This is a genomic window from Blastococcus sp. SYSU DS0828 (assembly GCF_054050975.1).
On record NZ_JBJHAK010000017.1, the window covers coordinates 68,894 to 93,421 of the forward strand.

At 74.2% G+C, this 24,528-nt stretch carries 24 protein-coding genes; 13 read left to right on the plus strand and 11 right to left on the minus strand.

The window, feature by feature from the left end; all coding sequences use genetic code 11:
• Nucleotides 1-32 precede the first annotated feature (32 nt).
• Both ACI79Q_RS14155 and ACI79Q_RS14160 read left to right on the plus strand, forming a co-directional pair.
• Nucleotides 33-926, plus strand: coding sequence for an esterase/lipase family protein (locus ACI79Q_RS14155; protein ID WP_456590386.1), 894 nt, complete (start codon nucleotides 33-35; stop codon nucleotides 924-926).
• A 227-nt stretch (nucleotides 927-1,153) separates the two neighbouring features.
• Nucleotides 1,154-1,960, plus strand: coding sequence for a M23 family metallopeptidase (locus tag ACI79Q_RS14160; protein WP_456597849.1), 807 nt, complete (start codon nucleotides 1,154-1,156; stop codon nucleotides 1,958-1,960).
• 191 nt (nucleotides 1,961-2,151) lie between these two features.
• Here ACI79Q_RS14160 and pcrA read toward each other — a convergent pair whose 3' ends face one another.
• Complete coding sequence (pcrA, locus tag ACI79Q_RS14165) at nucleotides 2,152-4,452, minus strand: DNA helicase PcrA (protein ID WP_456590388.1); 2,301 nt, start codon at nucleotides 4,450-4,452, stop codon at nucleotides 2,152-2,154.
• A gap of 273 nt (nucleotides 4,453-4,725) precedes the next feature.
• Here pcrA and ACI79Q_RS14170 point away from each other — a divergent pair, with 273 nt between their 5' ends.
• The gene (locus ACI79Q_RS14170; RefSeq protein ID WP_456590389.1) at nucleotides 4,726-5,019 is read left to right on the plus strand and encodes a chorismate mutase; all 294 of its coding nucleotides are present in this window, start codon (nucleotides 4,726-4,728) and stop codon (nucleotides 5,017-5,019) included.
• A 108-nt stretch (nucleotides 5,020-5,127) separates the two neighbouring features.
• On the opposite strand, the gene ACI79Q_RS14175 is transcribed toward ACI79Q_RS14170, so the two are convergent.
• Nucleotides 5,128-5,421 (minus strand): hypothetical protein, encoded by a 294-nt coding sequence (locus tag ACI79Q_RS14175; RefSeq protein WP_456614885.1) that lies wholly within the window; start codon nucleotides 5,419-5,421, stop codon nucleotides 5,128-5,130.
• A gap of 109 nt (nucleotides 5,422-5,530) precedes the next feature.
• Between ACI79Q_RS14175 and ACI79Q_RS14180 the strand changes: the two genes are divergently transcribed.
• The 5 genes from ACI79Q_RS14180 (at nucleotide 5,531) to ACI79Q_RS14200 (ending at nucleotide 10,411) form a co-directional block, all read left to right on the plus strand.
• Nucleotides 5,531-6,079 (plus strand): carboxymuconolactone decarboxylase family protein, encoded by a 549-nt coding sequence (locus ACI79Q_RS14180; protein WP_456613314.1) that lies wholly within the window; start codon nucleotides 5,531-5,533, stop codon nucleotides 6,077-6,079.
• Complete coding sequence (locus ACI79Q_RS14185; protein ID WP_456614886.1) at nucleotides 6,076-6,984, plus strand: RNA polymerase sigma-70 factor; 909 nt, start codon at nucleotides 6,076-6,078, stop codon at nucleotides 6,982-6,984. The genes ACI79Q_RS14180 and ACI79Q_RS14185 overlap by 4 nt, the downstream gene beginning before the upstream one ends.
• Nucleotides 6,981-7,715 (plus strand): PIG-L deacetylase family protein, encoded by a 735-nt coding sequence (locus ACI79Q_RS14190; protein WP_456614887.1) that lies wholly within the window; start codon nucleotides 6,981-6,983, stop codon nucleotides 7,713-7,715. Before ACI79Q_RS14185 ends, ACI79Q_RS14190 begins: the two co-directional genes overlap by 4 nt.
• A 37-nt stretch (nucleotides 7,716-7,752) precedes the next feature.
• The gene (locus ACI79Q_RS14195; protein ID WP_456600117.1) at nucleotides 7,753-8,949 is read left to right on the plus strand and encodes a serine hydrolase domain-containing protein; all 1,197 of its coding nucleotides are present in this window, start codon (nucleotides 7,753-7,755) and stop codon (nucleotides 8,947-8,949) included.
• 85 nt (nucleotides 8,950-9,034) lie between these two features.
• Nucleotides 9,035-10,411: an acetamidase/formamidase family protein gene (locus ACI79Q_RS14200; protein WP_456614888.1), complete on the plus strand. Its 1,377-nt coding sequence runs from the start codon at nucleotides 9,035-9,037 to the stop codon at nucleotides 10,409-10,411.
• A gap of 25 nt (nucleotides 10,412-10,436) precedes the next feature.
• On the opposite strand, the gene ACI79Q_RS14205 is transcribed toward ACI79Q_RS14200, so the two are convergent.
• The 3 genes from ACI79Q_RS14205 to ACI79Q_RS14215 form a co-directional block, all read right to left on the minus strand.
• Nucleotides 10,437-11,780 carry a short-chain fatty acid transporter gene (locus ACI79Q_RS14205; RefSeq protein ID WP_456597855.1) on the minus strand — a complete coding sequence of 448 codons (1,344 nt, stop codon included), beginning with the start codon at nucleotides 11,778-11,780 and terminating at the stop codon, nucleotides 10,437-10,439.
• 78 nt (nucleotides 11,781-11,858) lie between these two features.
• Complete coding sequence (locus ACI79Q_RS14210; protein ID WP_456600115.1) at nucleotides 11,859-12,518, minus strand: response regulator; 660 nt, start codon at nucleotides 12,516-12,518, stop codon at nucleotides 11,859-11,861.
• A complete protein-coding gene (locus ACI79Q_RS14215) occupies nucleotides 12,515-13,843 on the minus strand; it encodes an ATP-binding protein (protein WP_456613311.1) in 1,329 nt (442 codons plus the stop codon). Before ACI79Q_RS14215 ends, ACI79Q_RS14210 begins: the two co-directional genes overlap by 4 nt.
• Before the next feature lie 124 nt (nucleotides 13,844-13,967).
• On the opposite strand from ACI79Q_RS14215, the gene ACI79Q_RS14220 reads away from it, so the two are divergent.
• Complete coding sequence (locus ACI79Q_RS14220) at nucleotides 13,968-14,897, plus strand: PspC domain-containing protein (RefSeq protein ID WP_456600113.1); 930 nt, start codon at nucleotides 13,968-13,970, stop codon at nucleotides 14,895-14,897.
• A complete protein-coding gene (locus ACI79Q_RS14225; protein ID WP_456600112.1) occupies nucleotides 14,890-15,183 on the plus strand; it encodes a hypothetical protein in 294 nt (97 codons plus the stop codon). The genes ACI79Q_RS14220 and ACI79Q_RS14225 overlap by 8 nt, the downstream gene beginning before the upstream one ends.
• Nucleotides 15,184-15,252: 69 nt before the next feature.
• Here the strand turns inward: ACI79Q_RS14225 and ACI79Q_RS14230 are convergent, their stop codons facing one another.
• Both ACI79Q_RS14230 and ACI79Q_RS14235 read right to left on the minus strand, forming a co-directional pair.
• On the minus strand, nucleotides 15,253-16,341 hold the full coding sequence (locus tag ACI79Q_RS14230; RefSeq protein ID WP_456600111.1) for a sodium:calcium antiporter: 1,089 nt from the start codon (nucleotides 16,339-16,341) through the stop codon (nucleotides 15,253-15,255).
• 106 nt (nucleotides 16,342-16,447) lie between these two features.
• A complete protein-coding gene (locus ACI79Q_RS14235) occupies nucleotides 16,448-17,032 on the minus strand; it encodes a dienelactone hydrolase family protein (protein WP_456600110.1) in 585 nt (194 codons plus the stop codon).
• Between the two features lie 63 nt (nucleotides 17,033-17,095).
• Here ACI79Q_RS14235 and ACI79Q_RS14240 point away from each other — a divergent pair, with 63 nt between their 5' ends.
• Nucleotides 17,096-17,794, plus strand: a complete 699-nt coding sequence (locus tag ACI79Q_RS14240; RefSeq protein ID WP_456600109.1) for a helix-turn-helix transcriptional regulator — start codon at nucleotides 17,096-17,098, stop codon at nucleotides 17,792-17,794.
• A gap of 90 nt (nucleotides 17,795-17,884) precedes the next feature.
• Here the strand turns inward: ACI79Q_RS14240 and guaA are convergent, their stop codons facing one another.
• The 3 genes from guaA to guaB are packed head-to-tail and all read right to left on the minus strand — an operon-like array spanning nucleotide 17,885 to nucleotide 22,094.
• Entirely contained in the window at nucleotides 17,885-19,447 is a 1,563-nt protein-coding gene (guaA, locus tag ACI79Q_RS14245; RefSeq protein WP_456614889.1) for a glutamine-hydrolyzing GMP synthase, read from the minus strand.
• 2 nt (nucleotides 19,448-19,449) lie between these two features.
• A complete protein-coding gene (locus ACI79Q_RS14250) occupies nucleotides 19,450-20,577 on the minus strand; it encodes a GuaB3 family IMP dehydrogenase-related protein (RefSeq protein ID WP_456614890.1) in 1,128 nt (375 codons plus the stop codon).
• Nucleotides 20,578-20,579: 2 nt separating this feature from the next.
• Nucleotides 20,580-22,094, minus strand: a complete 1,515-nt coding sequence (guaB, locus tag ACI79Q_RS14255; protein WP_456590406.1) for an IMP dehydrogenase — start codon at nucleotides 22,092-22,094, stop codon at nucleotides 20,580-20,582.
• A gap of 136 nt (nucleotides 22,095-22,230) precedes the next feature.
• On the opposite strand from guaB, the gene ACI79Q_RS14260 reads away from it, so the two are divergent.
• Nucleotides 22,231-22,629, plus strand: a complete 399-nt coding sequence (locus tag ACI79Q_RS14260; RefSeq protein WP_456590407.1) for a DUF5319 family protein — start codon at nucleotides 22,231-22,233, stop codon at nucleotides 22,627-22,629.
• A 313-nt stretch (nucleotides 22,630-22,942) separates the two neighbouring features.
• On the opposite strand, the gene ACI79Q_RS14265 is transcribed toward ACI79Q_RS14260, so the two are convergent.
• Complete coding sequence (locus ACI79Q_RS14265; RefSeq protein WP_456614891.1) at nucleotides 22,943-23,653, minus strand: response regulator transcription factor; 711 nt, start codon at nucleotides 23,651-23,653, stop codon at nucleotides 22,943-22,945.
• 362 nt (nucleotides 23,654-24,015) lie between these two features.
• On the opposite strand from ACI79Q_RS14265, the gene ACI79Q_RS14270 reads away from it, so the two are divergent.
• On the plus strand, nucleotides 24,016-24,315 hold the full coding sequence (locus tag ACI79Q_RS14270; protein ID WP_456597866.1) for a WhiB family transcriptional regulator: 300 nt from the start codon (nucleotides 24,016-24,018) through the stop codon (nucleotides 24,313-24,315).
• Nucleotides 24,316-24,528: the final 213 nt, after the last annotated feature.

Below are 24,528 nucleotides of genomic sequence, written 5' to 3' on the forward strand. Positions count from 1 at the left end.
GCTCCGCCGGAGGCTCCAACGGGAGGGCAGCCATGCGCCCATCGAGCGAGCTGGGCCCTGGTCCAGAGTGGCACACCGCGGACGACGCCGACGCCACGCCACGAGGACTGCGCGCGCTCTGCTCGCCCGCCGGGATCGTCGGCGGCCTCACCGAGCTGGCCTGGGTCGGTGCCCATGCCCTGCTGTACCCGCTGGGCACCCGGATGGAGCAGTTCCGCCCCGACCCGTGCCGGCGGACCGATGCCCAGCCCCCCGCCGCGCGGGCCCTGTTCGCCACCGATCCGCTGGCGGCCCGCACCCCGGTGCTGCTCGTGCACGGGCTGATCGACAACCGCTCGGTCTTCGCCGTCATGCGGCGGAGCCTGCGCCGGCGCGGGTTCGCCGCCGTCTGCTCGTGGAACTACAGCCCTTTCCTCACCGACGTCACGCGCGGTGCCGCCGACCTGGGCGAGCACATCGAGCGGATCTGCGAGCAGACCGGCTACGACCGGGTGCACGTCGTCGGGCACAGCCTCGGTGGGCTGATCGCCCGGTACCACGTCCAGCGGCAGGGTGGCGACCGCCGGGTCGACACGCTCGTGACCCTGGGCACGCCGCACCGGGGCTCGATCCTGGCCCACGTGCTGCCCACGCCGCTGGTGCGCCAACTGCGTCCCGGCTCGCCGCTGCTGCAGGAACTGGACCACCCCGCGCCGGCCTGCCGGACCCGCGTCACGGCCGTGTACAGCGACCTGGACCAGGTGGTGCTGCCCACGCACTCGGGGCGCTGCGACCACCCCGACCTCGGCGCCCGCAACGTGCTGTTCCGGGGCGTCGGGCACATGTCGCTGCCCATCCACCGCGGCGTCCTGGACGAGGTGGCCGCCACCCTCGCCGGCGTCGCCGAGCCCACTGCGCACGGCGCACCGGTGGCCGCGGTCGCCTGAGCCGACCGGCCCCGGGGAGGCGCGCCGAGTCGACCCGTCGACGAGACGACGTGCACACATCGCGACACGCAACGTTCGGTGCTTGGTCGCCCACTCACGGATCGTTACGGTCCGATCACGGCGCCGGTACGGCCGGCGGACGCCACTGACGGTGTCCTCGCCGTCGTCGCTCCCCCGACGAACGCTCAGCGAGCGCTCGCCGGCCAGGCCGTCCGGGAAGGTTCGCCGTGTCTCGCAGCAGTGCACAGGTGCTGGAGGGACCACGCGCCGACGTCGCCGTGGTGCCCCGGCCGCGCGCCGCCGTCGAGGGCCCCGTGCGCGCGCCGGCCCCGACGCCGCCGCCCGCCGAGCCCACGACCTCGGCCGAGCCACGCGTCCGCCGCCGGCTGCCGCACCCGCCGGGCCGTCGCGCCCCCCTCTGGCTCGCCGCCCTGGTCGCCGGCGCCGTCCTCGCCGGGGTCCCGGCCGCGACCGGGGACCGCGCGGACGTCTCCGCCTCCGCTTCCGACTACGGCCTCGGCGTCAGCACCGAAGTGAGCTTCGCCGGCGGCCTCGAGGGCGCCGACGCCCGGCGCGGCATCACCGAGGCCGAGGCCCAGGCGCGGCTCAGCGAGCTCGCCGCCTCCCGCGCCGCCCGGCAGCCCAAGATCGTGGCCCCGACGCAGGGCACGCTCACCACCTGCTTCTGCCGCCGCTGGGGCACCATGCACTACGGCCTGGACCTGGCGGCGCCGCTCGGCACGCCCATCGTCGCCGCCACCGACGGCGTCGTCGTGCGGGCCGGACGCGCCTCGGGGTACGGCAACGCCGTCTACATCCAGGACGCCGACGGCAACGTGCACATCTACGGGCACATGCGCTACTACAGCGTCTCCGCCGGCGACATCGTCACCGCCGGGGAGCAGATCGCCAAGATCGGCAACGAGGGCCAGTCGACCGGGCCGCACCTGCACTACGAGATCCACCGCGGCGGGATGGACGGGCGACCGATCGACCCCCGGGCCTGGCTGGCCGAGCGCGGGGCGAGCGTCTGATCGATCGGGCTCCGCCCGATCGACCGCGACTCCCTGATCCGTCGCCCTCCGGGCGACACCGCGGCCACGTGCCGTCCCCTGATGCATTGAGCGCGTCCTGACCCTCGTCGAGGGCCCCTCGGGCCCGCTCCTCCGGTCAGTGCCGCGGCTTCCAGCCCTCGTCGGGGACCCTTCGTGCCCCGCTCCTCGGGCTACAGCTTCACGAGGGGGGCGTAGCGGAGGACGAGGCGCTTGGTGCCGCCGGAACCGAAGTCGACCGTGGCCTGGGCCTTGTCCCCCACGCCGGTCACCTCCACCACCGTGCCGAGCCCGAAGGCGTCGTGGCTGACCCGGTCGCCGACCTCGACGCTGATCACCTGCCGGTTGCCGGCCCCGCCGCGCAGACCACCGGTGGACAGGCCGGTGGCGGCCACCCGCGTCTGCGCCGACTTGTAGCCGGTCGACGGGGCGGGCACCGGGTCGGTGCGCTCCCAGTGGATGGTCTCGGCCGGGATCTCGTCGAGGAACCGGGACGGCGGGTTGTAGGCCGGCTGCCCCCAGCTGGTGCGCACCGTCGCCCGCGAGATGAACAGCCGCTGGCGCGCCCGGGTGATGCCCACGTACGCCAGCCGGCGCTCCTCCTCCAGCTCCCGCGGGTCACCGAGCGCGCGCAGGTGCGGGAAGACGCCGTCCTCCATGCCGGTGAGGAAGACGACCGGGAACTCCAGCCCCTTCGCGGTGTGCAGGGTCATCAGCGTGACCACGCCGGCCTCGTCACCCGAGACCGGGATCTGGTCGGCGTCGGCGACCAGCGACACCTGCTCCAGGAAGTCGGTGACCGAGCCACCCGGATTGGCGGCCTCGAACTCCGCGGCGACCGAGATGAGCTCGTTGAGGTTGTCGACGCGGCCCTCGTCCTGCGGATCGGTGCTGGCCTGCAGTTCGGCGAGGTAGCCGGTGCGGTCGAGGATGCTCTCCAGCAGCGCAGCCGGGCCCGAGCCGGTCTCGACGAGCTGCTCGAACTCCTCGAGCAGCGCCACGAACTCCTGCAGCGCCTTGAGCGAGCGGGTGGCCAGGTCGGGCACCTCGGCGCAGCGCCGCAGCGCCGACCCGAACGCGATCCGCTCCCGGTCGGCGAACGACTCGATGCAGGACTCGGCCTTGTCGCCGATCCCCCGCTTGGGCACGTTGATGATGCGGCGCAGGCTGACCACGTCGGCCGGGTTGGCGACCAGCTTCAGGTAGGCCAGCGCGTCGCGGACCTCCTTGCGCTCGTAGAACCGGACCCCGCCGACGACCTTGTACGGCATGCCGACGCGGATGAAGACCTCTTCGAACACGCGGGAGGCGTTGTTCGTGCGGTAGAAGACCGCGATGTCCTTCGGCTGGAACGCGCCCTCGTCGACCAGGGCGTCGATCTGCTCGGCGACCCACGCCGCCTCGTCGTGCTCGTTGTCGGCGACGTAGCCCTCGATCAGCTCGCCGTCGCCGGAGTCGGTCCACAGGTTCTTCGGCCGGCGGCCGGTGTTCTTGGCGATGACCGTGTTCGCGGCCTTGAGGATCCGCTGGGTGGAGCGGTAGTTCTGCTCCAGCAGGATCGTGGTCGCCTGCGGGTAGTCGCGCTCGAACTCGTCGATGTTGCGGATCGTCGCGCCGCGGAACGCGTAGATCGACTGGTCGGCGTCACCGACGACGCACAGCTCGGCCTGCGGCACCGGCCCCTCGCCCGTGCCGGTCAGCTCGCGCACGAGCATGTACTGGGCGTGGTTGGTGTCCTGGTACTCGTCGACCAGCACGTGCCGGAACCGGCGGCGGTAGTGCTCGGCGACGTCGGGGAACGCCTGCAGCAGGTGGACCGTCGTCATGATCAGGTCGTCGAAGTCCATGGCGTGCGCCTCGCGCAGCCGCCGCTGGTAGAGCGTGTACGCCTCCTTCAGCACCTTCTCCGGCGCCGTCTGGGGGCTGAACGACTCCTCGTCGACGAGCTCGTTCTTCAGGTTGGACACCTGGTTGGCCAGGCTGCGGCCGGGATAGCGCTTCGCGTCGAGGTCCAGGTCGCGCGCGACCATCGTCATCAGCCGGATGGAGTCGCCCTGGTCGTAGATCGTGAACGAGGACTTCATTCCGAGCTTGGCGGCCTCGGCCCGCAGGATGCGCACGCACATCGAGTGGAAGGTCGACACCCACATCGACCGCGCCCGCGGTCCGACCAGTGCGGCGACCCGCTCCTTCATCTCACCGGCGGCCTTGTTGGTGAAGGTGATCGCGAGGATTTCGCCCGGCTGCACCCCGCGCGCGCCGAGCAGGTAGGCGATCCGGTGGGTGAGCACCCGGGTCTTGCCCGACCCGGCGCCGGCGACGATGAGCAGCGGGCTGCCCTCGTGGACGACGGCGTCGCGCTGCGGGCCGTTGAGCCCCGCCAGCATCCGGTCCAGCTCCCGCCCGAGCGAGCCGGGAGCGGAGCGCTGCAGGGCGGCGGTGCCGGGGAGGGACTGCTGGAGGCTGCTGCTCATGAGACCGCCACTGTAAGCCGGACGGGTGACCGTTCCGCCGGGCCCGGGGACCAGCCGCACCACCCGCCCCGGGCGACCGCGTCTACCTCCGGCCGCGCGGCTGTGGCACACTCCCGCTCGTGTTCGCCACGGTCCGCTTTTCCTACGGCCACCGGGATCCGGTGTCCGTCACCGCTGGCTGAGCACATGCCGCAATCGACGCCCCGGGCCCGAGGAGCCCGGGGCGTTTTTTCTTTTCCCGGGTCCAGGTCCAGCCACCGCGAAGGACATCCGATGAACACGCTCACCGCCTCCTCCCCCGCCGGCCCGACCGCTCCCGCCGACCCGGCCGAGCGGATCGGTGCGCTCCGCAGCGCGATCGACGCCTGCGACGCCGAGATCATCGAGCTCGTCCGCCGCCGGCTGCGGATCAGCCAGGAGATCGGCGCGCTGCGCGCTGCCTCCGGCGGAACCCGGCTCTCGCTCTCCCGCGAGCAGCAGGTCCTGTCCCGGTTCCGCTCGGCGCTGGGGCCCGGCGGCGCCGACCTGGGCATGATGCTGCTGCGCCAGGGCCGCGGCCGGCTCTAGAAGGACCTCCTTGCCCCCCACCGCTCGCAGGCTCGCCGCGGGCCCCTGCAAGGAGGCCGCCGTCCTCCTCACCCCTCGCGCGCGAGGGGTGAGGGGCTCGACGGGGGCCTAGGGGCCGCTGCGCCAGACCTGCGAGTCGTCGTCGCCCATCGCCGCGACCTCGAACACCCGCCCCGGGCAGGCCTCGTTCGCCTCGTCGGCAAGCTGCATGCCCAGCAATAGCGCGGCGTCGAGGTCTGCGGCCTCCCGCTCCGTCGCCACCCGCAGCACCGCCCGGTCGGGTTCCCGCCACAGCCGCAGCTCGGGGTCGCCCGGGGCGAGGGCGGCCCGGAGCTCGTCGACCCTGGCGTCGTCCAGCGGGGCGGAGGACCGGAGGGCGACCGAGAGCGTGAAGGCGGGCACGACGGCGAGTCTGCGGGATGCCGGCGGCGCGGCCGACGGCGCCCCGGTGTCACATCCCGGCCGGCTGCGTCGTCTCCATGGGCACCCGTCCCCGTGGAGAGGAACGACCATGGCCCGCATCCCGCTCGACCCGCCCCGCACCCCGCTCGTCCGCCTCGCCGAGTGGTACTCCCGCCGCCGCTTCGGCGTCGTCCTGGACCCTGGCGCGGCGATGGCGCACCACGGCCGCGTGCTGCGCGCCTACGTCCGGCACGAGCAGTCGGTGGCCCGCTGGAACCGCCTGGACCCCACGCTCAAGGCGCTGGCGGTCATGTCGTCGGCCGCGACGATCGGCTGCTCCTGGTGCCTGGACTTCGGCTACTGGGTGAGCACGCAGGACGGGGTCGACCCGGCGAAGCTCCGGGACGTCCGGCGGTGGCGCGACAGCGACGTCTACACCGACCTCGAGCGGCAGGTGCTCGCCTACGGGGAGGCGATGACGACGACCCCGGTGCAGGTCACCGACGAGATGGTCGCCGGTCTGCGCCGCCACCTCGACGACGCCGAGCTCGTCGAGCTGACGATGATGATCTCCGTGGAGAACTCGCGGTCCCGGTTCAACAGCGCACTGGGCCTCACCAGCCAGGGCTTCTCGGACCGCTGCGAGCTCCCCGCGTGACCGCGCCCCTCGCCCCGTTCGACCGGCACCGGGGGCTGCTGTTCTCGGTGGCCTACCAGATGCTCGGCAGCGTCGCCGACGCCGAGGACGTCGTGCAGGACGCCTGGCTGCGCTGGTCGGCGGCCGACCGGGGCGAGGTGGCCGACGCGCGGGCCTACCTGGTGCGGATCACCACCCGGCTGGCGCTGGACCGGCTCGGCTCGGCCCGGGCCCGCCGGGAGAGCTACGTGGGGCCGTGGCTGCCCGAGCCGCTGCTCACCGGCGCCGCCCCGGTGGCGGCCGCGCCCGCACCCACCGACCCGACCGGATCCGCGGAACTCGGCGAGCAGGTCGGCCTCGCCCTGCTCGTGGTGCTGGAGAGCCTCTCCCCCGCCGAGCGCGCGGTCTTCGTGCTCCGCGAGGTCTTCGGCCTGCCGGTCGCCGAGGTGGCGGCGGCGCTGGGCCGGTCCGAGGCCGCGGTCCGCCAGACCGCCCACCGCGCCCGCGAGCACGTGCGGGCACGCCGTCCCCGGTTCGCCGCCGACCGCCGGTCGCAGCAGGAGGTGACCGAGCGGTTCCTCGCGGCCTGCGCCGGTGGGGACGTCGAGGCGCTGCTCGCCGCCCTCGCGCCGGACGTCGTCCTGGTGAGCGACGGGGGCGGCAAGGTGAAGGCGGCGTTGCGGCCGGTCACCGGCGCGGACAAGGTGGCGCGCTTCCTGCTCGGGATCGTCGCGCAGGGCGCGGCGCTGCCGGACCTGCGGATCGAGGTCGTCGACGTCAACGGCGCCGCGGGCATCGCTGCGTGGGCGGGTGGAACGCCGCTGCTGGCCATCTCGCCGGTCGTCACCGACGGGCGGATCGAGCAGTTGCTGGTCGTGCGCAACCCGGACAAGCTCCGCGGGCTCTCCGTAGGCTCCGCCGGGTGACCTCCCCGCTGCCGACCCGGCCCGCCGACCACGTCGAGCGCGCTCTCTGCGTGCTCGCCCACCCCGACGACGTGGACTTCGGCAGCGCCGGGACGGTCGCCACCTGGACCGCCGCCGGCACGGAGGTCACCTACCTGATCGTCACCGACGGCGACGCGGGCGGGTTCGACGAGACGCCGCGGGAGCGGATGGGGCCGCTGCGCCGGTCCGAGCAGGTCGCGGCGGCCGCGGAGGTCGGCGTCACCGACGTCCGCTTCCTCGGCTACCCGGACGGCCGGCTGGAGCTCAGCCTCGACCTGCGCCGGGACATCAGCCGGGTCATCCGGCAGGTGCGGCCCCAGCGGGTGCTGACCAGCTCGCCGGAGCGCTTCTGGGAGCGGATCGGCGCGAGCCACCCCGACCACATGACCGTGGGCGAGTCGACGCTGCGCGCGGTCTACCCCGACGCCCGCAACCCGTTCGCCTTCCCCGAGCTGCTGACCGACGAGGGGCTGGAGGCGTGGACCGTCGCGGAGGTGTGGCTCGGCGCCAGCCCGCGCGCCGACCACGCCGTCGACGTCACCGACGCGCTCGACCGGAAGCTGGCCGCGCTCCGGCGCCACGTCACCCAGGTGAGCCATCTGGACGACCTCGACGGCTTCGTCACCGCCTGGATGCGGCAGACGGCGGAGCGGTTCGGCCTGCCCGCCGGCCGGGCCGCCGAGGCCTTCCACGTGGTGCACACCGCCTGACGCGATGAGTCGCGGCCGCGCGACCGGTCATCTCCCCGTGGACGGTGGCAGAGAGCGCGCAGACCGGATCGAGGACGCGGTGGCCGGGGCGGTCGCCGCCGGGGAGGTGCCGGGCGCCGCGTGGTGGGTAGGCCGGCACGGCGAACCCGTCTCCAGCGGCGCAGCGGGCGTGCACGCGCCCGGCACCGGCGACGCCGTGCGCCCGGACACCGTGTTCCGCATCTCCTCCGTGACCAAGCCGGTCGTCGCCGCGGCGGCCATGGCGCTCGTGGACGACGGCGTCCTCGCCCTCGACGAGCCCGTCGACGCACTCCTCCCCGAGCTCGCCGCCCGTCGGGTCCTGGTCGATCCCACCGACCCGGACGCCGGGACCGTGCCGGCCGAGCGGCCGATCACGCTCCGCGACGTCCTCACCCTCCGGCTGGGGCTCGGCCTGGACTTCACCGCGCCCTGGCCGTCCCCCACGGTGGCCGCGCTCGCCGCAGCGGGGCTGCCCGTAGGACCCCCGGCGCCCCGGGCCGCACCGGAGCCGGACGAGTGGATGCGGCTGCTCGGCACGGTCCCGCTGGCCCACCAGCCCGGCAGGCGCTGGCTCTACCACGTGGGCGCCAGCGTGCTCGGCGTCCTGGTGTCGCGCGCCGCGGGGCGGCCGCTGCCCGCGGTCCTGGACGAGCGGATCCTCCGGCCGACGGGGATGCGCAGCACCGGTTTCGGGGTGCCGGCGGCGGCCCGCCACCGGCTGGGGCCGCACTGGACGCCGCCGGGGCCCGATGGCGTGCGGGAGCTCTACGACCCGGTGGACGGCCAGTGGTCGTCGGCACCCGCGTTCCCCGACGGCGCCGACGGCCTGGTCTCCACGGTCGGCGACCTGGCCGCTCTCGCCTGCGCGCTGGAGACGCGAGGGTGCGCTCCCGACGGGCCCCGGGTGTTGAGCGAGGGCGCGGTCCGCGCCATGACCACCGATCAGGTCGGCCCGGTGGACGACGAGGGCGGCGGATGGGGGCTGGGTATCGGCGTCCGCCGCACCGACGAGGCGGACGGGCGGCACGCCGGGTCCTACGGCTGGGACGGCGGCCTGGGCAGCACGTGGTGGACCGACCCGGTCACCGGCACGACGGCCGTCCTGCTGACCAACCAGATGTGGGCCTCCCCGCAGCCACCGCCGCTGTTCGACGCCTTCCGGCGCGCCGCCTTCGCTCCCGAGCGCTCGACGGCGGGCGGAACGAGCTCGTAACACGGCGTCCCGTCGGCGCCACGTGGGCGCAACACCGGGCCCGTAGAACTCCCCCGACGCCCACCGCCGGCACCGGGAGAACACGTTGACGACCACCTCGCACGACCGCACCACCCCCGACCCGCAGGAGGCGGCCGAGCGCCTCGAGCGGGGGCTCGGCCGCCGCGGGTTCGTGCAGGCCGCCCTGGCCACCGGGGCGCTGCTGGCCGCGGGGGCGGCGACAGCGGGTCCGGCGGCCGCCGCACCCGCGCCGCGCACGCGGCTGCCCCGGGAGGTCCTCCAGCCGGGCAAGGGACCGATCGACGGCCAGGTCTACCTGCCCTCACGACCCGACGAGGTGCGGTGGGGCTACCTCCCGCGCACCACCGACACCCCGGTGGCCCACCTGCGGTCGGGCGGGACGATCACCATCGACACCGTCAGCCACGAAGGGATCCTCGAGGACCAGGGGCGCGACCCGGTGGCCTGGTTCGGCAGCAAGGGGGTGCCCCGGGGCGAGGTGCTCGACGACGCCGTCGCCATCGCGGCGGAGTACGCCCGGCACCCACGGAACTTCGACGCCGACGGCCCGCATGTGGTCACCGGGCCGGTGCACGTCGAGGGCGCGCGCCCGGGCGACGTCCTCAAGATCGAACTGCTGACGGCCTTGCCCCGCGTCCCCTACGGCGTCGTCTCCAGCCGGCACGGCAAAGGCGCGCTGTCGGCGGCGTTCGCCGCCGACCCCGGCGACATCACCGCCGCCGAGGTCATGCCCACCACGCCCGACGGGCGCGGCACCGGGGACCCGCTGAAGTACGGCAACGTCTCGCACTTCACCCCGCTGGCGATCCGCGGCGGCGCGGTGCGGGCATCCCTGCCGCGCGGGCCGAAGGGGACGGTCTCCTGGCCGGTCGACCCCTTCGCCGGCCTCATGGCGGTGGCGACGGTCGGGGACGCGACGGCGCTCAACGACCCGCTGGTCAACTCCATCCCGCCCACCGTGGGTGGCGGCAACATCGACGTGAACCTTCTCGGTGTGGGGTCGGCGTTCTACGTGCCGGTCGTCGCGGCCGGCGCGCTCTTCTCGGTCGGGGACCCGCACATGTCGATGGGCAGCGGCGAGGTCGCCCTCACCGCCCTCGAGGGCTCGCTGCGCCTCACGTTCCGGCTGACCGTCTGCCGCGCGGGCACCTCCGACGCCCCCTCGGTGGCGTTCCGCTACCCGTTCGGGGAGACGCCGGAGTCATGGCTGCCGATCGGCCTGTCCGACCCCGACGGCGCCCGGTTCGGGCAGGGCAGCGATCTCGACGTCGCCAACCGGCGGGCGGTGGTGCACGCCCTGGACTTCCTGCAGAACGACCTCGGGATGGACCGCGCCGTCGCCTACGCGTACCTGTCCGCCGCGGTCGACTTCGAGGTCTCCCAGGTGGTCGACCGGACCGTCGGCGTGCACGGGGTCATCCCGAAGAGCCACTTCCGCTGACGGCCGTGCTCGGCGGCGGCGCCGCTCAGCCGCCGCCGAGCACGAGCAGGGTGCCGGCGAAGATGATGCCGGTGATCAGGCAGGTGATCGCGGTGAACCCGAAGATGTCGCGGACGCCGAGACCGGCCACCGCGAGCAGCGGCAGGGCCCAGAACGGCTGGATCATGTTCGTCCACTGGTCGCCGTAGGCGATCGCCATGGTGATGACGGCCGGATCGACGCCGAGGGAGTCGGCGGCGTCGAGGAAGATCGGTGCCTGCACGGCGAACTGGCCGCCGCCGCTCGGCACGAACAGGTTCAGCAGCCCGGCCGAGAGGAAGGCCATCAGCCCGAGGCTGCCGGGGCTGGCGATGTCGGTGAACCACCCGCTCAGCTGCGCCGCCAGCCCGGAGGCGGTCATCATCCCGATGATCCCGGCGTAGAGCGGGTACTGGAGCAGCACCTCCCCGACGGTCCGCACCGCTCCGCCGACGAGCTCGGCCAGCTCCGCCGGGCTGCGCACGATGAGCAGGATCGCCGCGAGGAAGCTCCAGTTGACGATGTCGAGGGTGAGGTCGAAGCCCTCCTGCGCGAAGTAGACGCCGAGGTAGACGAGCAGGGCGACACCCGGGACGAGGGTGACCAGCCGCGAGGCCTCCAGGCGCTCGGCCGGGGTCCCCGGGGTCTTCAGCTCGATGTCGGGCTCCTCGGTCCCCATCCGCTCGGGGAGCTGGACGACCCGGTCCCTGTCCTTGGGGGCCAGGAGCACCACCGTGCCGAGGATCGCGGCGACGGCGACGACGATCGCGATGAGGTTCCACGGCGAGTAGACCGTCTCGCTGATCGGGATGGTGCGGCCGATCGCCTCCTCGACGAAGCTCCCCGGGGTCGCCGCGGCCAGCGGGCCGGTGGCGCTGTAGCCCATGTGCCAGACGGCGAAGCCGGAGTAGGCGCTGGCCACCAGCAGCGGGTAGTGCAGTCGCGTGCCGCGACGCCGGGCGGCCCGGCCGACCTCGAGGGCGATGACGCCGCCGACCACCAGCCCCAGCCCGAAGCTGATCAGCGAGGCGAGGGCCGAGACGAGGGCCACGAAGGCGTACGCCGCCCGGGGGCTCTTGGGGACGTCGGCGATGCGGGTCAGCCCGGCCTTGACCGGCCGCGTGAGCGCCAGCGTGTAGCCGAGCAGTAGCACGAGGGCCACCTGCGTCATGAAGGCCAGCAGGCCGGAGAGGCCGTCGCCCCACGCCCGGGTCAGCTCGGCGGGACCGATGTCGCCGAAGACCAGCGCGAGGACGGCGACGATCACGGTCAGGACGACGGCGAAGACGAAGGCCCCCGGGAGGTACCTCTCGACGCCGGTCACCAGCGGGCGCGACAGGGTGCGCAGCACGAAGGAGCTCCTCTCCCCGGGGATGTGGTCCGCCACACATCCTGGCCGGGGGCCGGCGGAGCGGCCAGTCGTCGCCGGTCAGAGCAGCCGGTTGGTCGCCGCCCAGCGGGTGAGCTCGTTGCGGTTGGACAGCTGCAGCTTCCGCAGCACGTTGGAGGCGTGGGACTCGACCGTCTTCACCGAGATGAACAGCCGGGAGCCGATCTCGCGGTAGGTGTAGCCGCGGGCAAGCAGCTGCATGACCTCCCGCTCGCGGGCGCTCAGCAGGTCCAGCCCCGGGTCGCTGGCCTCCTCGGCCGCCGGCGCCTGCGCGACCGCGCCCCCGGCGGCGAAGGCGTCCAGCACGAACCCGGCCAGCCGGGGGCTGAAGACGACGTCGCCGTCGGCGACCCGGCGGACGGCGTCGAGCAGGTCGGGCCCGGAGATCGTCTTGGTCACGTAGCCGCGCGCCCCGGCGCGGATCACGGCGATGACGTCCTCGGCGGCGTCGGACACCGAGAGCGCGAGCCACCGCACCTCGGGCAGCTCGCCCCGCAGCGTCTCCAGCACCGCGCGCCCGCCCCCGCCGGGCATGTGCACGTCCAGCAGCACGACATCGGGACGGGTGGCACGGATGCCCTCGACCGCGCCGGCGACGTCGGCCGCCTCGCCGACGACGGCCACGGAGTCGCCGAGCTCCGCCCGCACCCCGGTGCGCACCATCGCGTGGTCGTCGACCACGAACACCCGCGAGGTCATGCCCGGCCTCCCTGTTCGCTTCCGTGCGGCGCACCGCTCCCCGCTCGCATGCCCAGGCCACCTCCGCGGTTGGTCCGCTCCACTCTCGATCCTCGCTGCGGTGCTCCCGCCCGGTCCGCGGCCGCCTCGCCGCGCTGCTCCCGCCGCTGCCCGCCCACGGCCTTCCTCGGCAGGACCAGCTCCACCTCGGTCCCCTCCCCCGGCGTCGACCGGATCTGCGTGCTGCCGCCCAGCCGGGCCAGCCGGCCCCGCACCGAGTCGCGCAGGCCGCGCCGGTCGTCGGGCACCGTGCCGGGGTCGAACCCCTTGCCGCGGTCCCGGACGAACACCGACACCTGGTCGGCGGTCACCTCGGTGTACAGGTCCGCGGACGGCACGCCGGAGTGCTTGGCCGCGTTGACCAGGGCCTCGCGGGTCGCGGCGCCGAGCGCGGCCAGCTCCTCGTCGACGGGGGCGTCGCCGACCACGACGGGGTCGACGGTGAGCGCGTGGTCCGCCTCCACCTCGGCGACCATGCCCGCCACCAGCCCGGCCCACGTGCCGCCCTCGCGGACGGCCGCCGGGTCGTACAGCCAGGCCCGGAGCTCGCGCTCCTGGCTGCGGGCCAGCCGGCTCACCGCCTGCGGCTCGTCGGCGTTGCGCTGGATCAGGGCCAGGGTCTGCAGCACCGAGTCGTGCAGGTGCGCGGCGACGGCGGCTCGCTCCTCCGACCGGATCCGCGCGGCGCGCTCCTCGGCGCGGGAGTCGAGCAGCCGGCGCCACAGCGGTGCGGTCGCCAGGACGACGCCGGTGAGGATCAGCAGCGTCGCGGCGAAGCCGTTGCGGGCGTTGGCCAGCTGACCGGTGGTGGCCAGCAGGAGGAAGAGCCCGACACCCACGACGGCGACCCCGCCGGCCAGCACCCAGCGGGCCGCCGGCACGGCGAGCGTCCGGTCGGTGTCCAGCTGCCGCCAGATCACGGCCAGGCCGCCGACGAGCAGGACGAGCGGGAGGACGACGTCACTGCTGGTCCAGGCCGTGAGCTGACCGAGCAGGCTCGCCGCGGCGAGGCCGAGGACCGCCAGCAGGACCCACTGGCGGACGCCGGCGGGTCGCCAGCCCTGCGGCTCGGGCGCCGGAACCCCGGGCGCGCCGACCGGCATCGTCATCCAGAGCAGCCCGTACCCGATGATGCCCAGCCCGGTGGTGGCCAGCAGCACGAAGGCCACCCGCACCACCAGGGGGTCCTGGCGCAGGTGGGCCGCGGTTCCGGCCGCCACCCCGGCGACGACCCGGCCCTCGCGCGGGCGCACCAGCGGCGGGCGCGGCGGCAGGGTGGTGGTCACGCTACCGATCGTCGCACCGGGCGTGGCGCCGCCGACACCGGTGATCACCCCGGAAGAGGAACCAGGGTCGGTTCCGGGGATTCCCTGATGGTGTCCGCCTCGTCCGGTGGGCAGGCTCTGTGGCATGACCTCACCACCCCCTCCGGCTCCGCCCACGGTGGAGCCACCGGCCTGGTCCCCGCCGCCCGGCCCACCGGCCCGCCCCCCGCTGCGCCGCAGCCGCACCGACAAGGTCATCGGCGGGGTGAACGGCGGCCTGGCCGAGTACACCGGCATCGACGCACTCCTGTGGCGGGTCGGCTTCGTCGCCCTCGCGCTCGCCGGCGGCACCGGCCTGCTGGTCTACCTCCTGCTCTGGCTGCTCATGCCGGCCGGCCCGGAAGGGACGGCCGAGCCGTCGCCCGGGCAGCCCGCCACACCGCGCGTCCGGGAACCGGCCGGCCCCCGCTCGCCGGTCCCCGGCTTCACGATCGCCTGCCTGCTGATCGTCGTCGGGGCGCTCGCGCTGATCGCCCAGCTCACCGGCTGGGACGTCGGCGCCGTCGGCTACCTCGGGACCGCCCTGCTCGTGGTCGGCGCCGGGCTCGTCGTCGCCGCGTTCAGCCAGGGCCGCACCGCGCGCGGCAGCCTGCTCACCCTCGGCATCATCCTGGCGGTGGCGCTGGCGATCGCCGACGCGGCGCCGAACGACGCCGGGGTGGGCGACCGCACGTACCGGCCGCAGTCCGTCGCCGACGTGCGCGAGCTCTACGAGGGCGGTGTCGGCACCCTCACCGTGGACCTCTCCGAGGTGCCCGTGGCCGATCTGGCCGACGCCCTCGAGATCCGCGTGGAGCACGGCGTCGGCGACGTCGAGGTCGTCCTGCCCTCCTCCGCGGACGCGAGCGTCCGCGTGGACCAGGGGCTGGGTGAGGCCGACGTCCTCGGCTCCCTCGGGTCCGGCGGTGGCTTCTACCCCGGGACGGGCGCGGCCGAGTGGACCGACGACGGCGAGGCCGAGATCGTGCTCGAGATCGACTCCGGTATCGGACAGGTGGAGGTGTCCCGTGGCTGACTACAGCGAGTTCCCGACCACGCCGACGGCGTGGCAGGAGCAGCAGTGGCAGATGGTGGCGCCGCTGGCGACCGAGGACCACCCGCAGCCGCCACAGCGGCGGAAGCCGGATCTCGTCGCGCTGGTGCCCGGCCTGGTCTTCGTGCTCCTGGCGATCACGACGATGGCCGGCGTGGACCTCGCCCTGGGCCTGCTGGACGACGGTGGCCTGCTCTGGCTGGTCCTGATCGGTGCCGGGATCGCGTTGCTGGTGAAGGAGCTGCGGAAGGCGCGGGGCCGCCGCTGACCGACGGGAGGGGTGGACGCCGGGGGCCCGGGAGCGATGACGCTCCCGGGCCCCCGGCGCTCGCGGCGGCTACCCGACGACGGCCAGGGCGACGGTGCCCACGTAGATCAGCGGGATCGACACGCCCTCGAAGCCGATCCACTTCCGGTCGCGCATGAGCAGCCCTGCGGAGAGCACCGCGGTCATCACCAGCGTGCCGCCGACGAGGACCAGGCTGGTCGGGCCGGCGTCCCGGTAGATCGGCCCCTCCAGGTAGCCGACGTCGGCGACCGAGATCATCAGGATGTCGTAGACGTTCCCGCCGACGATGTTGCCGACGCCGAGGGTCAGCTGGCCCATCCGCACCGCGGTCAGCAGCACGACGAGCTCGGGCAGGGAGCTGATCGCCGTCGTGAGGGTGAATCCCACGACGCCGCTGTCCAGGTCGGCCCGCTCGATGACACTGAGCCCGGCCCGGCCCACGATCCAGCCCGCGACACCGGTCACCAGCCCGAGCGCGGCGAGCAGGCCCCACAGGCGGGCGGTCGAGCGCTCGTCGCCGTTCCCGTTCCCGTTCCCGTCGCCGTCCCCGTCCCCGTCCCCGTCGCCGTCCCCGTTGCCGGTGCCGTTGCCGTTGCCCTCGTCCCCGTCTGCGGTCTGGTCGGTGTGGACCGGCTGCCACATCGGCTCCCGCTGCATCCGCCGGAGCAGCGTCAGCCCGTAGGCGTAGAGGACGGGGATCAGCAGGGTCATGGGGTGGATCCAGCCCAGCCGGAGGTCCGGCGTGGCGTAGGCGATCACCGGAACCGCGAGCATCGCGCTCAGCAGCACCGACTGCAGCACGTTCTGCAGCGACGCCGCCGCGTGCTCCAGGTTCACCCGGCGGTAGAGGAGGTCGGCGATCGCCAGCCACACCGTCTGGAGCGCGATACCGCCGACCGGGTTGGCCAGGGCGAACCCCGGGTCGCCCTCGATCGCGCCGGTGAGCACGGTGACGTTCCCCGGCAGCGAGGTGACCGCCCCCAGCAGCAGGGCACCCCCGATCGCGTCACCGAGGCCGGTGCGCTCGGCCAGGGAGTCGGCGACACGGGTGAGCCGGACCCCCGCGACCACGATGACGACGGCCATCGCGGCGAGCACGCCCAGGCTCGGCCAGAGGGGCCACGGAGCGAAACTCACTCGTCCTCCGGGTCCTCGACTGCAACGGCCGACGACGACCCCACCACACCGACCGGGATCCTGCCGGTCGAGGCCCCCTCCGGAGGGTCTCCGGAGGAGGCGGACCTCAGGCGGCCACCCGCGCGCAGAACTCGAGGACCCGCCGCCACAGCAGCTCGGCGGCGGCGGCGTCGTACTCGCCGGGCAGGCTGACGTCGGTGAACAGGTGGCCGGTCCCCGGGTAGTCGTGGACCTCGATCTCGACTCCCGCACCCCGGGCGTCGGCGACCACGGAGTCGATCCAGTCCTGCTGCCGGAAGGGATCGCCCTCGGTGTAGTGCAGCTGCGCGGGCACACCGTCCGGCCAGCGGTCGGCTCCCAGCACCTGCACCGGCAACGCCCCGGAGAAGAGCAGCAGCCCCGCGCAGCGCCGCTGGGTGGCGACGTACTCGGCCATGCCGGCGCCGTTGGAGAAGCCGGCCGCGAGGAACCCGTCGGGCAGGTGGCGCACCGCCTCCACCGCCCGGGCCATCAGCGCCGGGAACCCGACCTCCTCGACGTGGGCCATCGCCGATGCGTAGTCGTCGAAGACCAGCCCGTCGTACTGGTCGACGACCAGGACGTCGTGCCCGGCGGAGCGGAGCCGTTCGGCCGCCGCCGTGATCCCGGGCCGGACGCCGAGGACGGAGTGGAAGAGCGCGATGGTGGTCATGAGGTCACCCTGCCGGGCTGCTGGTGACACCGTCCTGTCACCGTTTTCTGCCAGGATCCCGGCATGAACCGGACCGACCGGATGCACGCCATCTCGGAGGAGCTGCGCCGCGCCGGCGCACGGGGACGGACGGCGCAGCGACTGGCCGACTGGCTGGAGGTGTCGCCGCGCACGGTCAAGCGGGACGTCTCCGCCCTGCAGCAGGCGGGGGTGCCGATCTGGGCGACCGCCGGGCCGGGTGGCGGCTACGTGCTCGACGCCACGGCCTCCCTGCCGCCGGTCAACCTGAGCCCGGCGCAGGCCGTGGCGCTGGCGGTGGCGCTGGCCGGTGCGTCGGAGGCGCCGTTCGCCGCGGACGGCCGTGCCGCGCTGGAGAAGGTCCTCGATGTCATGGGGCCAGGTGCCCGGGAGTCCGCCCGCGAGCTCGGTGGCCGGGTGTGGGTGCGCGGCGACGAGCGAGGACGACCGGGGGCGGCGTCCGTCGTCGAGGAAGCGCTCCTGCGCCGGCGGGTGGTCGCCATCCGCTACCGCGACGACAGCGGCGCGGTCTCCCGACGTCGGGTGGAGCCGCACCTGCTGGCACGCACCGGCGACCGGTGGTACCTCGTGGCCTGGTGCCGGCTGCGGGACGCGCCGCGCTGGTTCCGCTGGGACCGGATCGAGGCCGCCGACCTCACCACCGAGACGCCTCCCCAGCGCGATCCGGATGCGTTCGGCACACCGCCACCCGACGCGCACACGGTGCGGGTGCCCGCGACGTGAGGCGCTGGAACGACCCAGGTGACGTCCTGGAACGGCCCCCTTCCAGGGACCCGGCCCGAGCGGAGCGAGGGTCGGTGAGGAAGGGGGTCCTTACTCCCACTCGATGGTGCCGGGCGGCTTGCTCGTGACGTCCAGGGTGACCCGGTTGATCTCCTCCACCTCGTTGGTGATCCGGGTGGAGATGCGCGCCAGGACGTCGTAGGGCAGCCGGGTCCAGTCGGCGGTCATGGCGTCCTCGCTGGACACCGGGCGCAGCACGACCGGGTGACCGTAGGTGCGCCCGTCGCCCTGCACGCCGACCGAGCGGACGTCGGCCAGCAGCACCACCGGGCACTGCCAGATCTCGTCGTCCAGCTTGGCCGCGGTGAGCTCCTCGCGGGCGATGGCGTCGGCCCGGCGGAGCACGTCGAGCCGCTCGCGGGTGACCTCGCCGACGATCCGGATGCCCAGCCCCGGCCCGGGGAAGGGCTGGCGCTGCACCAGCTGGTCGGGCAGGCCCAGCTGCCGGCCGACCTCGCGCACCTCGTCCTTGAACAGGGTGCGCAGCGGCTCGACGAGGGTGAAGGTGAGGTCCTCGGGCAGCCCGCCGACGTTGTGGTGGCTCTTGATGTTGGCCGTCCCGCTCCCCCCGCCGGACTCGACGACGTCGGGGTAGAGCGTGCCCTGCACCAGGAACTCCACCGTCTCGCCGTGCGCCTTGGCGTCGGCGACGACGTCGGTGGCCGCCTGCTCGAAGACCCGGATGAACTCGCGGCCGATGATCTTCCGCTTCTCCTCCGGGTCGCTCACCCCGGCGAGCGCCGCGAGGAACTGCTCGCTGGCGTCGACGACCCGCAGGTCCGCGCCGGTGGTCGCCGCGAAGTCGCGCTCGATCTGCTCGGTCTCGCCCGCCCGCATCAGCCCGTGGTCGACGTAGACGCAGGTGAGCCTGTCACCGATCGCCCGCTGGACGAGCGCGGCGGCGACGGCGGAGTCGACCCCGCCGGAGAGCGCGCACAGCGCCCGCCGGTCCCCGATCCGCTCGCGGATCGCCGCCACCTGCTCGTCGACGACGTTGCTCATCGTCCACGTCGGCTTGAGGCCCGCGATGTCGAACAGGAAGTGCTCGAGCACCGTCTGCCCGTGCGCGGTGTGCCGCACCTCGGGGTGGAACTGCACCCCGGCCAGCCGGCGGTCGACGTCCTCGAACGCGGCGACCGGCGCACCGGTCGACGTCGCGGTGACGGTGAACCCGGGCGGGGCCGCGCTGACGGCGTCGCCGTGGCTCATCCACACGTTCTGCTCGACCGGCAGGTCGCCGAACAGCCGCGCCTGCGTGGTGACGGTCAGCGGGGTGCCGCCGTACTCCCGGTCGCCGGTGCGGGAGACGGTGCCGCCGAGCGAGGCGGCCATCGCCTGGAAGCCGTAGCAGATGCCGAAGGCGGGGACGCCGGACTCGAACAGCGTCGGGTCGACCGTCGGCGCCTCGGGGGCGTACACGCTGGACGGCCCGCCGGAGAGCACGATCGCGGCCGGCTTGCGCGCGACGATCTCCTCGGCGGGAACCTCCGACGACACGATCTCGGAGTAGACCCCGGCCTCGCGGATGCGCCGGGCGATGAGCTGCGCGTACTGGGCGCCGAAGTCGACGACCAGGACGGTCGGGAAGTCCACGCTCAGCCGCCGATCACGAGGTCGACCCGCTGGAACTCCTTGAGGTCGGAGTAGCCGGTCTTGGCCATGGTGCGGGCGAGCGCCCCGAACAGGTTCGTCCGGCCGTCGGCGGAGTCCGCCGGTCCGAGCAGCACCTGCTCCAGCGATCCCGAGGGCTCGACGGGCGCCGACGCTGATCCGCGCGGCAGACGGGGGTGGGCGGCCACCGAGTCCCACCACACGCCACCGGCCGGCGCCTCGGCGGCCACCCGCAGCGGCTCCCCCAGCTGGACGGCGTCGGCACCGCAGGCGAGCGCGCGGGCGATGGCACCGCTGGTCTCGATCCGGCCGTTCGCGATGACGTGCACGTACCGGCCACCGGTCTCGTCGAGGTAGTCGCGGCGGGCGGCGGCGGCGTCGGCGATGGCGCTGGCCAGGGGCACGCGGATGCCCATGACCGCGTCGGTCGTCGAGTAGGTGTCACCGCCCACTCCGACGATGACGCCGGCCGCGCCGGTGCGCATCAGGTGCAACGCGGTCGTGTAGTTGGCCGCGCCGCCCACGATCACGGGGACGTCGAGGTCGGCGATGAACTCCTTGAGGTTGAGCGCGTCGCCCTGGCTGGTCACGTGCTCGGCCGACACGATCGTGCCCTGGATGACGAGCAGGTCCACCCCCGCCGAGAGCGCGGCCGGGGCCAGCTGCTCGGTGTGCTGCGGGGAGATCCGGATCGCCGTCGTCACCCCCGCGTCGCCCATCTCCTTGATGCGGGCGGCGATGAGGTCGGGCTTGACCGGCTCGGCGTAGACCTTCTGCAGCAGCGCCACCGGCGGAGCGCCGGCCGCGGCCGCCTCGGCGATCTCGCGGTAGACCGGCGCCGGGTCGTCGTAGCGGGCCCACAGCCCCTCGCCGTTGAGCACCCCCAGGCCACCCGCGCGCCCCACGGCGATCGCCGTCGCCGGGCTGACGACGGCGTCGCTCGGGCTGGTCACCAGCGGGAGGTCGAACCGGAAGGCGTCGATCTGCCAGGCGGTGGAGACGTCGTCGACGTCACGGGTCCGCCGCGAGGGGACGATGGAGACCTCGTCCAGGTCGTAGCCCCGGCGGGCGAAGCGGTTGAGCCCGATCTCGACGGTGTCGCGCACGCTCATGGTCAGCGCCCCCGGTAGTTGGGGGCTTCGACGGTCATCTGGATGTCGTGGGGGTGGCTCTCCACCAGGCCCGCGGAGGTGATGCGGGTCAGCTGCCCGCGCTCCTTGAGGTCGGCGATGGTGGCCGCTCCGGCGTAGCCCATGGAGGCCTGCAGGCCACCCACGAGCTGGTGCGCCACGCCGGCCAGCGCGCCGCGGTAGGGCACCTGGCCCTCGATGCCCTCCGGCACGAGCTTGTCGTCGGAGAGGACGTCGTCGGCGAAGTACCGGTCGCGGCTGAACGACTGGTTGCCGCGCTTCTGCATGGCGCCCAGGCTCCCCATGCCCCGGTAGGTCTTGTACTGCTTGCCGTTCATGAAGACCAGCTCGCCCGGTGCCTCCTCGACGCCGGCGAACAGACCACCGATCATCACCGTGTCGGCGCCGGCCACCAGGGCCTTGGCGATGTCGCCGGAGTACTGCAGCCCGCCGTCGGCGATGACCGGGACCCCCGCCGGGCCGGCGGCCAGCCACGCCTCGTAGATGGCGCTGATCTGCGGGACGCCGACGCCGGCGACCACGCGGGTGGTGCAGATCGAACCCGGTCCGACGCCGACCTTGACCGCGTCGACCCCGGCGTCGACCAGTGCCTGCGCACCGGCGCGGGTGGCGACGTTGCCGCCGACGACCTCCACCCCGGCATCGCCGCCGAACTCCTGCTTCACGCGGGCGACCATCTCCAGCACCGCGCGCTGATGGCCGTGCGCGGTGTCGACGACGAGCACGTCGACGCCGGCGTCGACCAGCAGGCCGGCCCGCTTGTAGGCGTCCTCGCCGACGCCCAGCGCCGCCCCGACGACCAGTCGCCCGTCGGCGTCCTTGGTGGAGTTCGGGAACTGGTCGCGCTTGACGAAGTCCTTCACGGTGATCAGCCCGCGCAGCCGGCCGGCGTCGTCGACCAGCGGCAGCTTCTCGATCTTGTGCTGGGAGAGCAGGCCCAGGGCGGTGTCCGGGTCGACCCCGACCGGCGCGGTGACCAGCGGCATCGGCGTCATGACGTCGCGCACGAGCCGGTTCATGTCGGTCTCGAAGCGCATGTCCCGGTTGGTGACGATGCCGAGCAGGACGCCGTCGGCGTCGACGACCGGCGCACCGGAGATGCGGTAGCGCGCCGAGAGCGCGTCGACCTCGGCGAGCGTGTTGTCGGGCGAGCAGGTGACCGGGTTGGTGACCATGCCGGCCTCCGACCGCTTGACCAGGTCGACCTGGCCGGCCTGCTCCTCGGCGGAGAGGTTGCGGTGCAGCACGCCCATGCCGCCGACCCGCGCCATGGCGATCGCCATGCGGGCCTCGGTGACGGTGTCCATCGCGCTGGACAGCAGCGGGACCGCCAGGGTGATGCGCCGGGTCACCCGGCTGCTGGTGTCCACCTCCGCCGGGACGACGTCGGACGCCCCGGGGATGAGCAGGACGTCGTCGTAGGTGAGACCGAGGCGGGCGAACTTCGCCGGCAGCTCGGTCACGGAGTCGGGCTGCATGTGCGCGGCCACCCTTCGGCGCGGATCGGGTCGGACACCGGTCGACACACCTCACGGGCGCGCGGGACCTGCCCCGATCGTAGGCGGCGGCACGGAGGAGGCGGTGCTCCGCCCGCTCGGCGGCTACCGTGTGACCGTGTCTTCGTTCGACGACGCCTTCGGGCCGGACTTCAGTTCCGCCGACGGCCCAGCCCCTCCGCCGCTCTCGATGGAGGAGCGGGCCGGGGTCCTCGACGACCTGGCCGAGCTCGAGGTCTTCCGGACCCTCCTGGAGCCGACCGGCATCAAGGGCATCGTGGTCGACTGCCCTGACTGCGAGGAGGAGCACCACGTCGACTGGGCGCTGATGCAGGCGAACCTGCGCCAGCTGCTGGACGAGGGGCAGACCGGCCGGCACGAGCCGCCGTTCGACCCGAACCCCGACGACTACGTCAGCTGGGACTACGCCAGCGGGTACGCCGACGGTGTCGCGGCGCTCGCCGAGCGGGACGAGCCCAGCGGCCGGCGCACCGGGCGCCACGCCCGCGACGACTAGAGCTGTGACACTGCGGTCCTCCGGACCGCACCGCGGCCACTTGCCGTCCCCCAGCTGGGCTGAGCGCGTCCGTCGCGCCTGCGCGGACCCTCCGGGCCCACTCGGCGCCACCACACCGCGGCCAGGTGCCGTCCCCCTGCCGAGCTGAGCGCGTCCGTCGCGCCTGCGCGGACCCTCCGGGCCCACTCGGCGCGACCACCCCGGGCCGGGCGCCGTTCCCCCGAGGGCGTGAATGCCTCCGTCGAGAACGCGTCGAGGGCCGCCTCCCGGTTCGGGAGACGGCCCTCAGCGCGTGCGTCGCTCGGGTGACCGCTCAGGTCATGATGCCGCGGCGGAAGCCGGTGGCCACCGCCTCGGCGCGGTCCTTGGCGCCCAGCTTCCGGAACAGCCGCCGGGCGTGGGTCTTGATGGTGTCCTCGGACAGGTAGAGCTCCCGGCCGATCTGGGCGTTGCTCTTGCCCTGGCTCATCCCGGTGAGCACCTGCATCTCGCGCATGGACAGCGCCACGGCCGGGGCGGCGTCACGCACGGTGGACCGCACCGTGGTGGGCGCGGAGCCGGCGAGCGGCGCCGCACCGCTCCACGCGGCCACGGAGGCCGTCGCCTGCTGCGGGATCCGTCCGTCGGCACGTAGCCCCACGCGGGAGAGCCCGAGCCCCATCTCGATCGGGGTGGCGTCCCAGCGCAGGTAGCCGCGGGCCCCGAAGGCCACGGCAGCCCGCACGCTGTCGGCGTCATCGGGAGCGCCGAGCACCAGCACCGGGAGCCCCGGGTGGGACCGGAGCGCCTGCGTGGCGGCGGACAGCCCGGTGTCCACGGCCCGCTGGGTGCCCACGACGAGCACGTCGGGGATGCGGGTGGCGAGGCGGGCCATGAGCGACTGCGCGTCGCCGACCACCTCCACCCGGCCGACGAAGGGCAGGGCGACCAGCCGCGAGGCGACGTCGTCACGGACCCGCCGTCGCTCGTCGTACACCCACACGGTCGCGCCGTGCACGGGTGCGCGCATCCTGTCGTCGATCACGCCTGCTCCTCGCTCTCCCCGGCCGCGCGGCGGCCGGGTCCCCCCGCCGGCCGGGGAAGGCACCCGGCCGGGTGTCGCTCGGGTGGAGGGCCCACCGGGCCCCCCACCTCCGCGCTGGTCACGCGACCGGTCCGGGTTTCTCCCCCTCCCGGACGCCAGCGCGACCTGGAGCCACCTTGATCGACTCCCGACCGGGGGAACAGACGCCCTCACCCCCGGGGGTGAGCGCCGCACGCGGAGGTGACGCAGGGCGCACCTGGGAAAAGTTGCGAATCGGCTGTGTTTGGACGTGGGACGGCGAGGGCACCGGGCCCCTTGCAGCCGGACAGCCCCCTCCGGCTCAACCGAGTCCTGGAGGAGACATGGCCGACATCCGCAGACTCCCGACGCCCGTGGCCGAGGTCTGGGACTGGCAGCTGCACGGCGCCTGCCGTGGCGAGAACACGTCCCTCTTCTTCCACCCCGACGGCGAGCGGGGGCCGGCCCGGGCGCGACGGCAGTCAGCGGCGAAGGCCGTCTGTGCGCGCTGCCCGGTCGTCGACGCGTGCCTCAAGCACGCGCTGGCCGTCCGCGAGCCCTACGGGGTCTGGGGCGGGATGAGCGAGGAGGAGCGGGCCCGGCTGATCGCCACCGAGCCCGCCGCCGTGGCCGCGGGGGTGTAGCACCCCGCCACGAACGCCGAGAGGGCCCGGTCCAGGAAGTCCTGGACCGGGCCCTCTCGTGTGCCCGGACGGCGCGAGCACCGTCCGGGCTCAGCCGGTGGGGTCCTGGCTCACCGTCGACCGTGAGCCAGGACCCCCCGCCCCCGCCCCACGCTCCCCCCGAGCGGGCGCGCGGCGCGGAGGACGGGGTGCTTTGTCAGTGGGTGTGCCCGT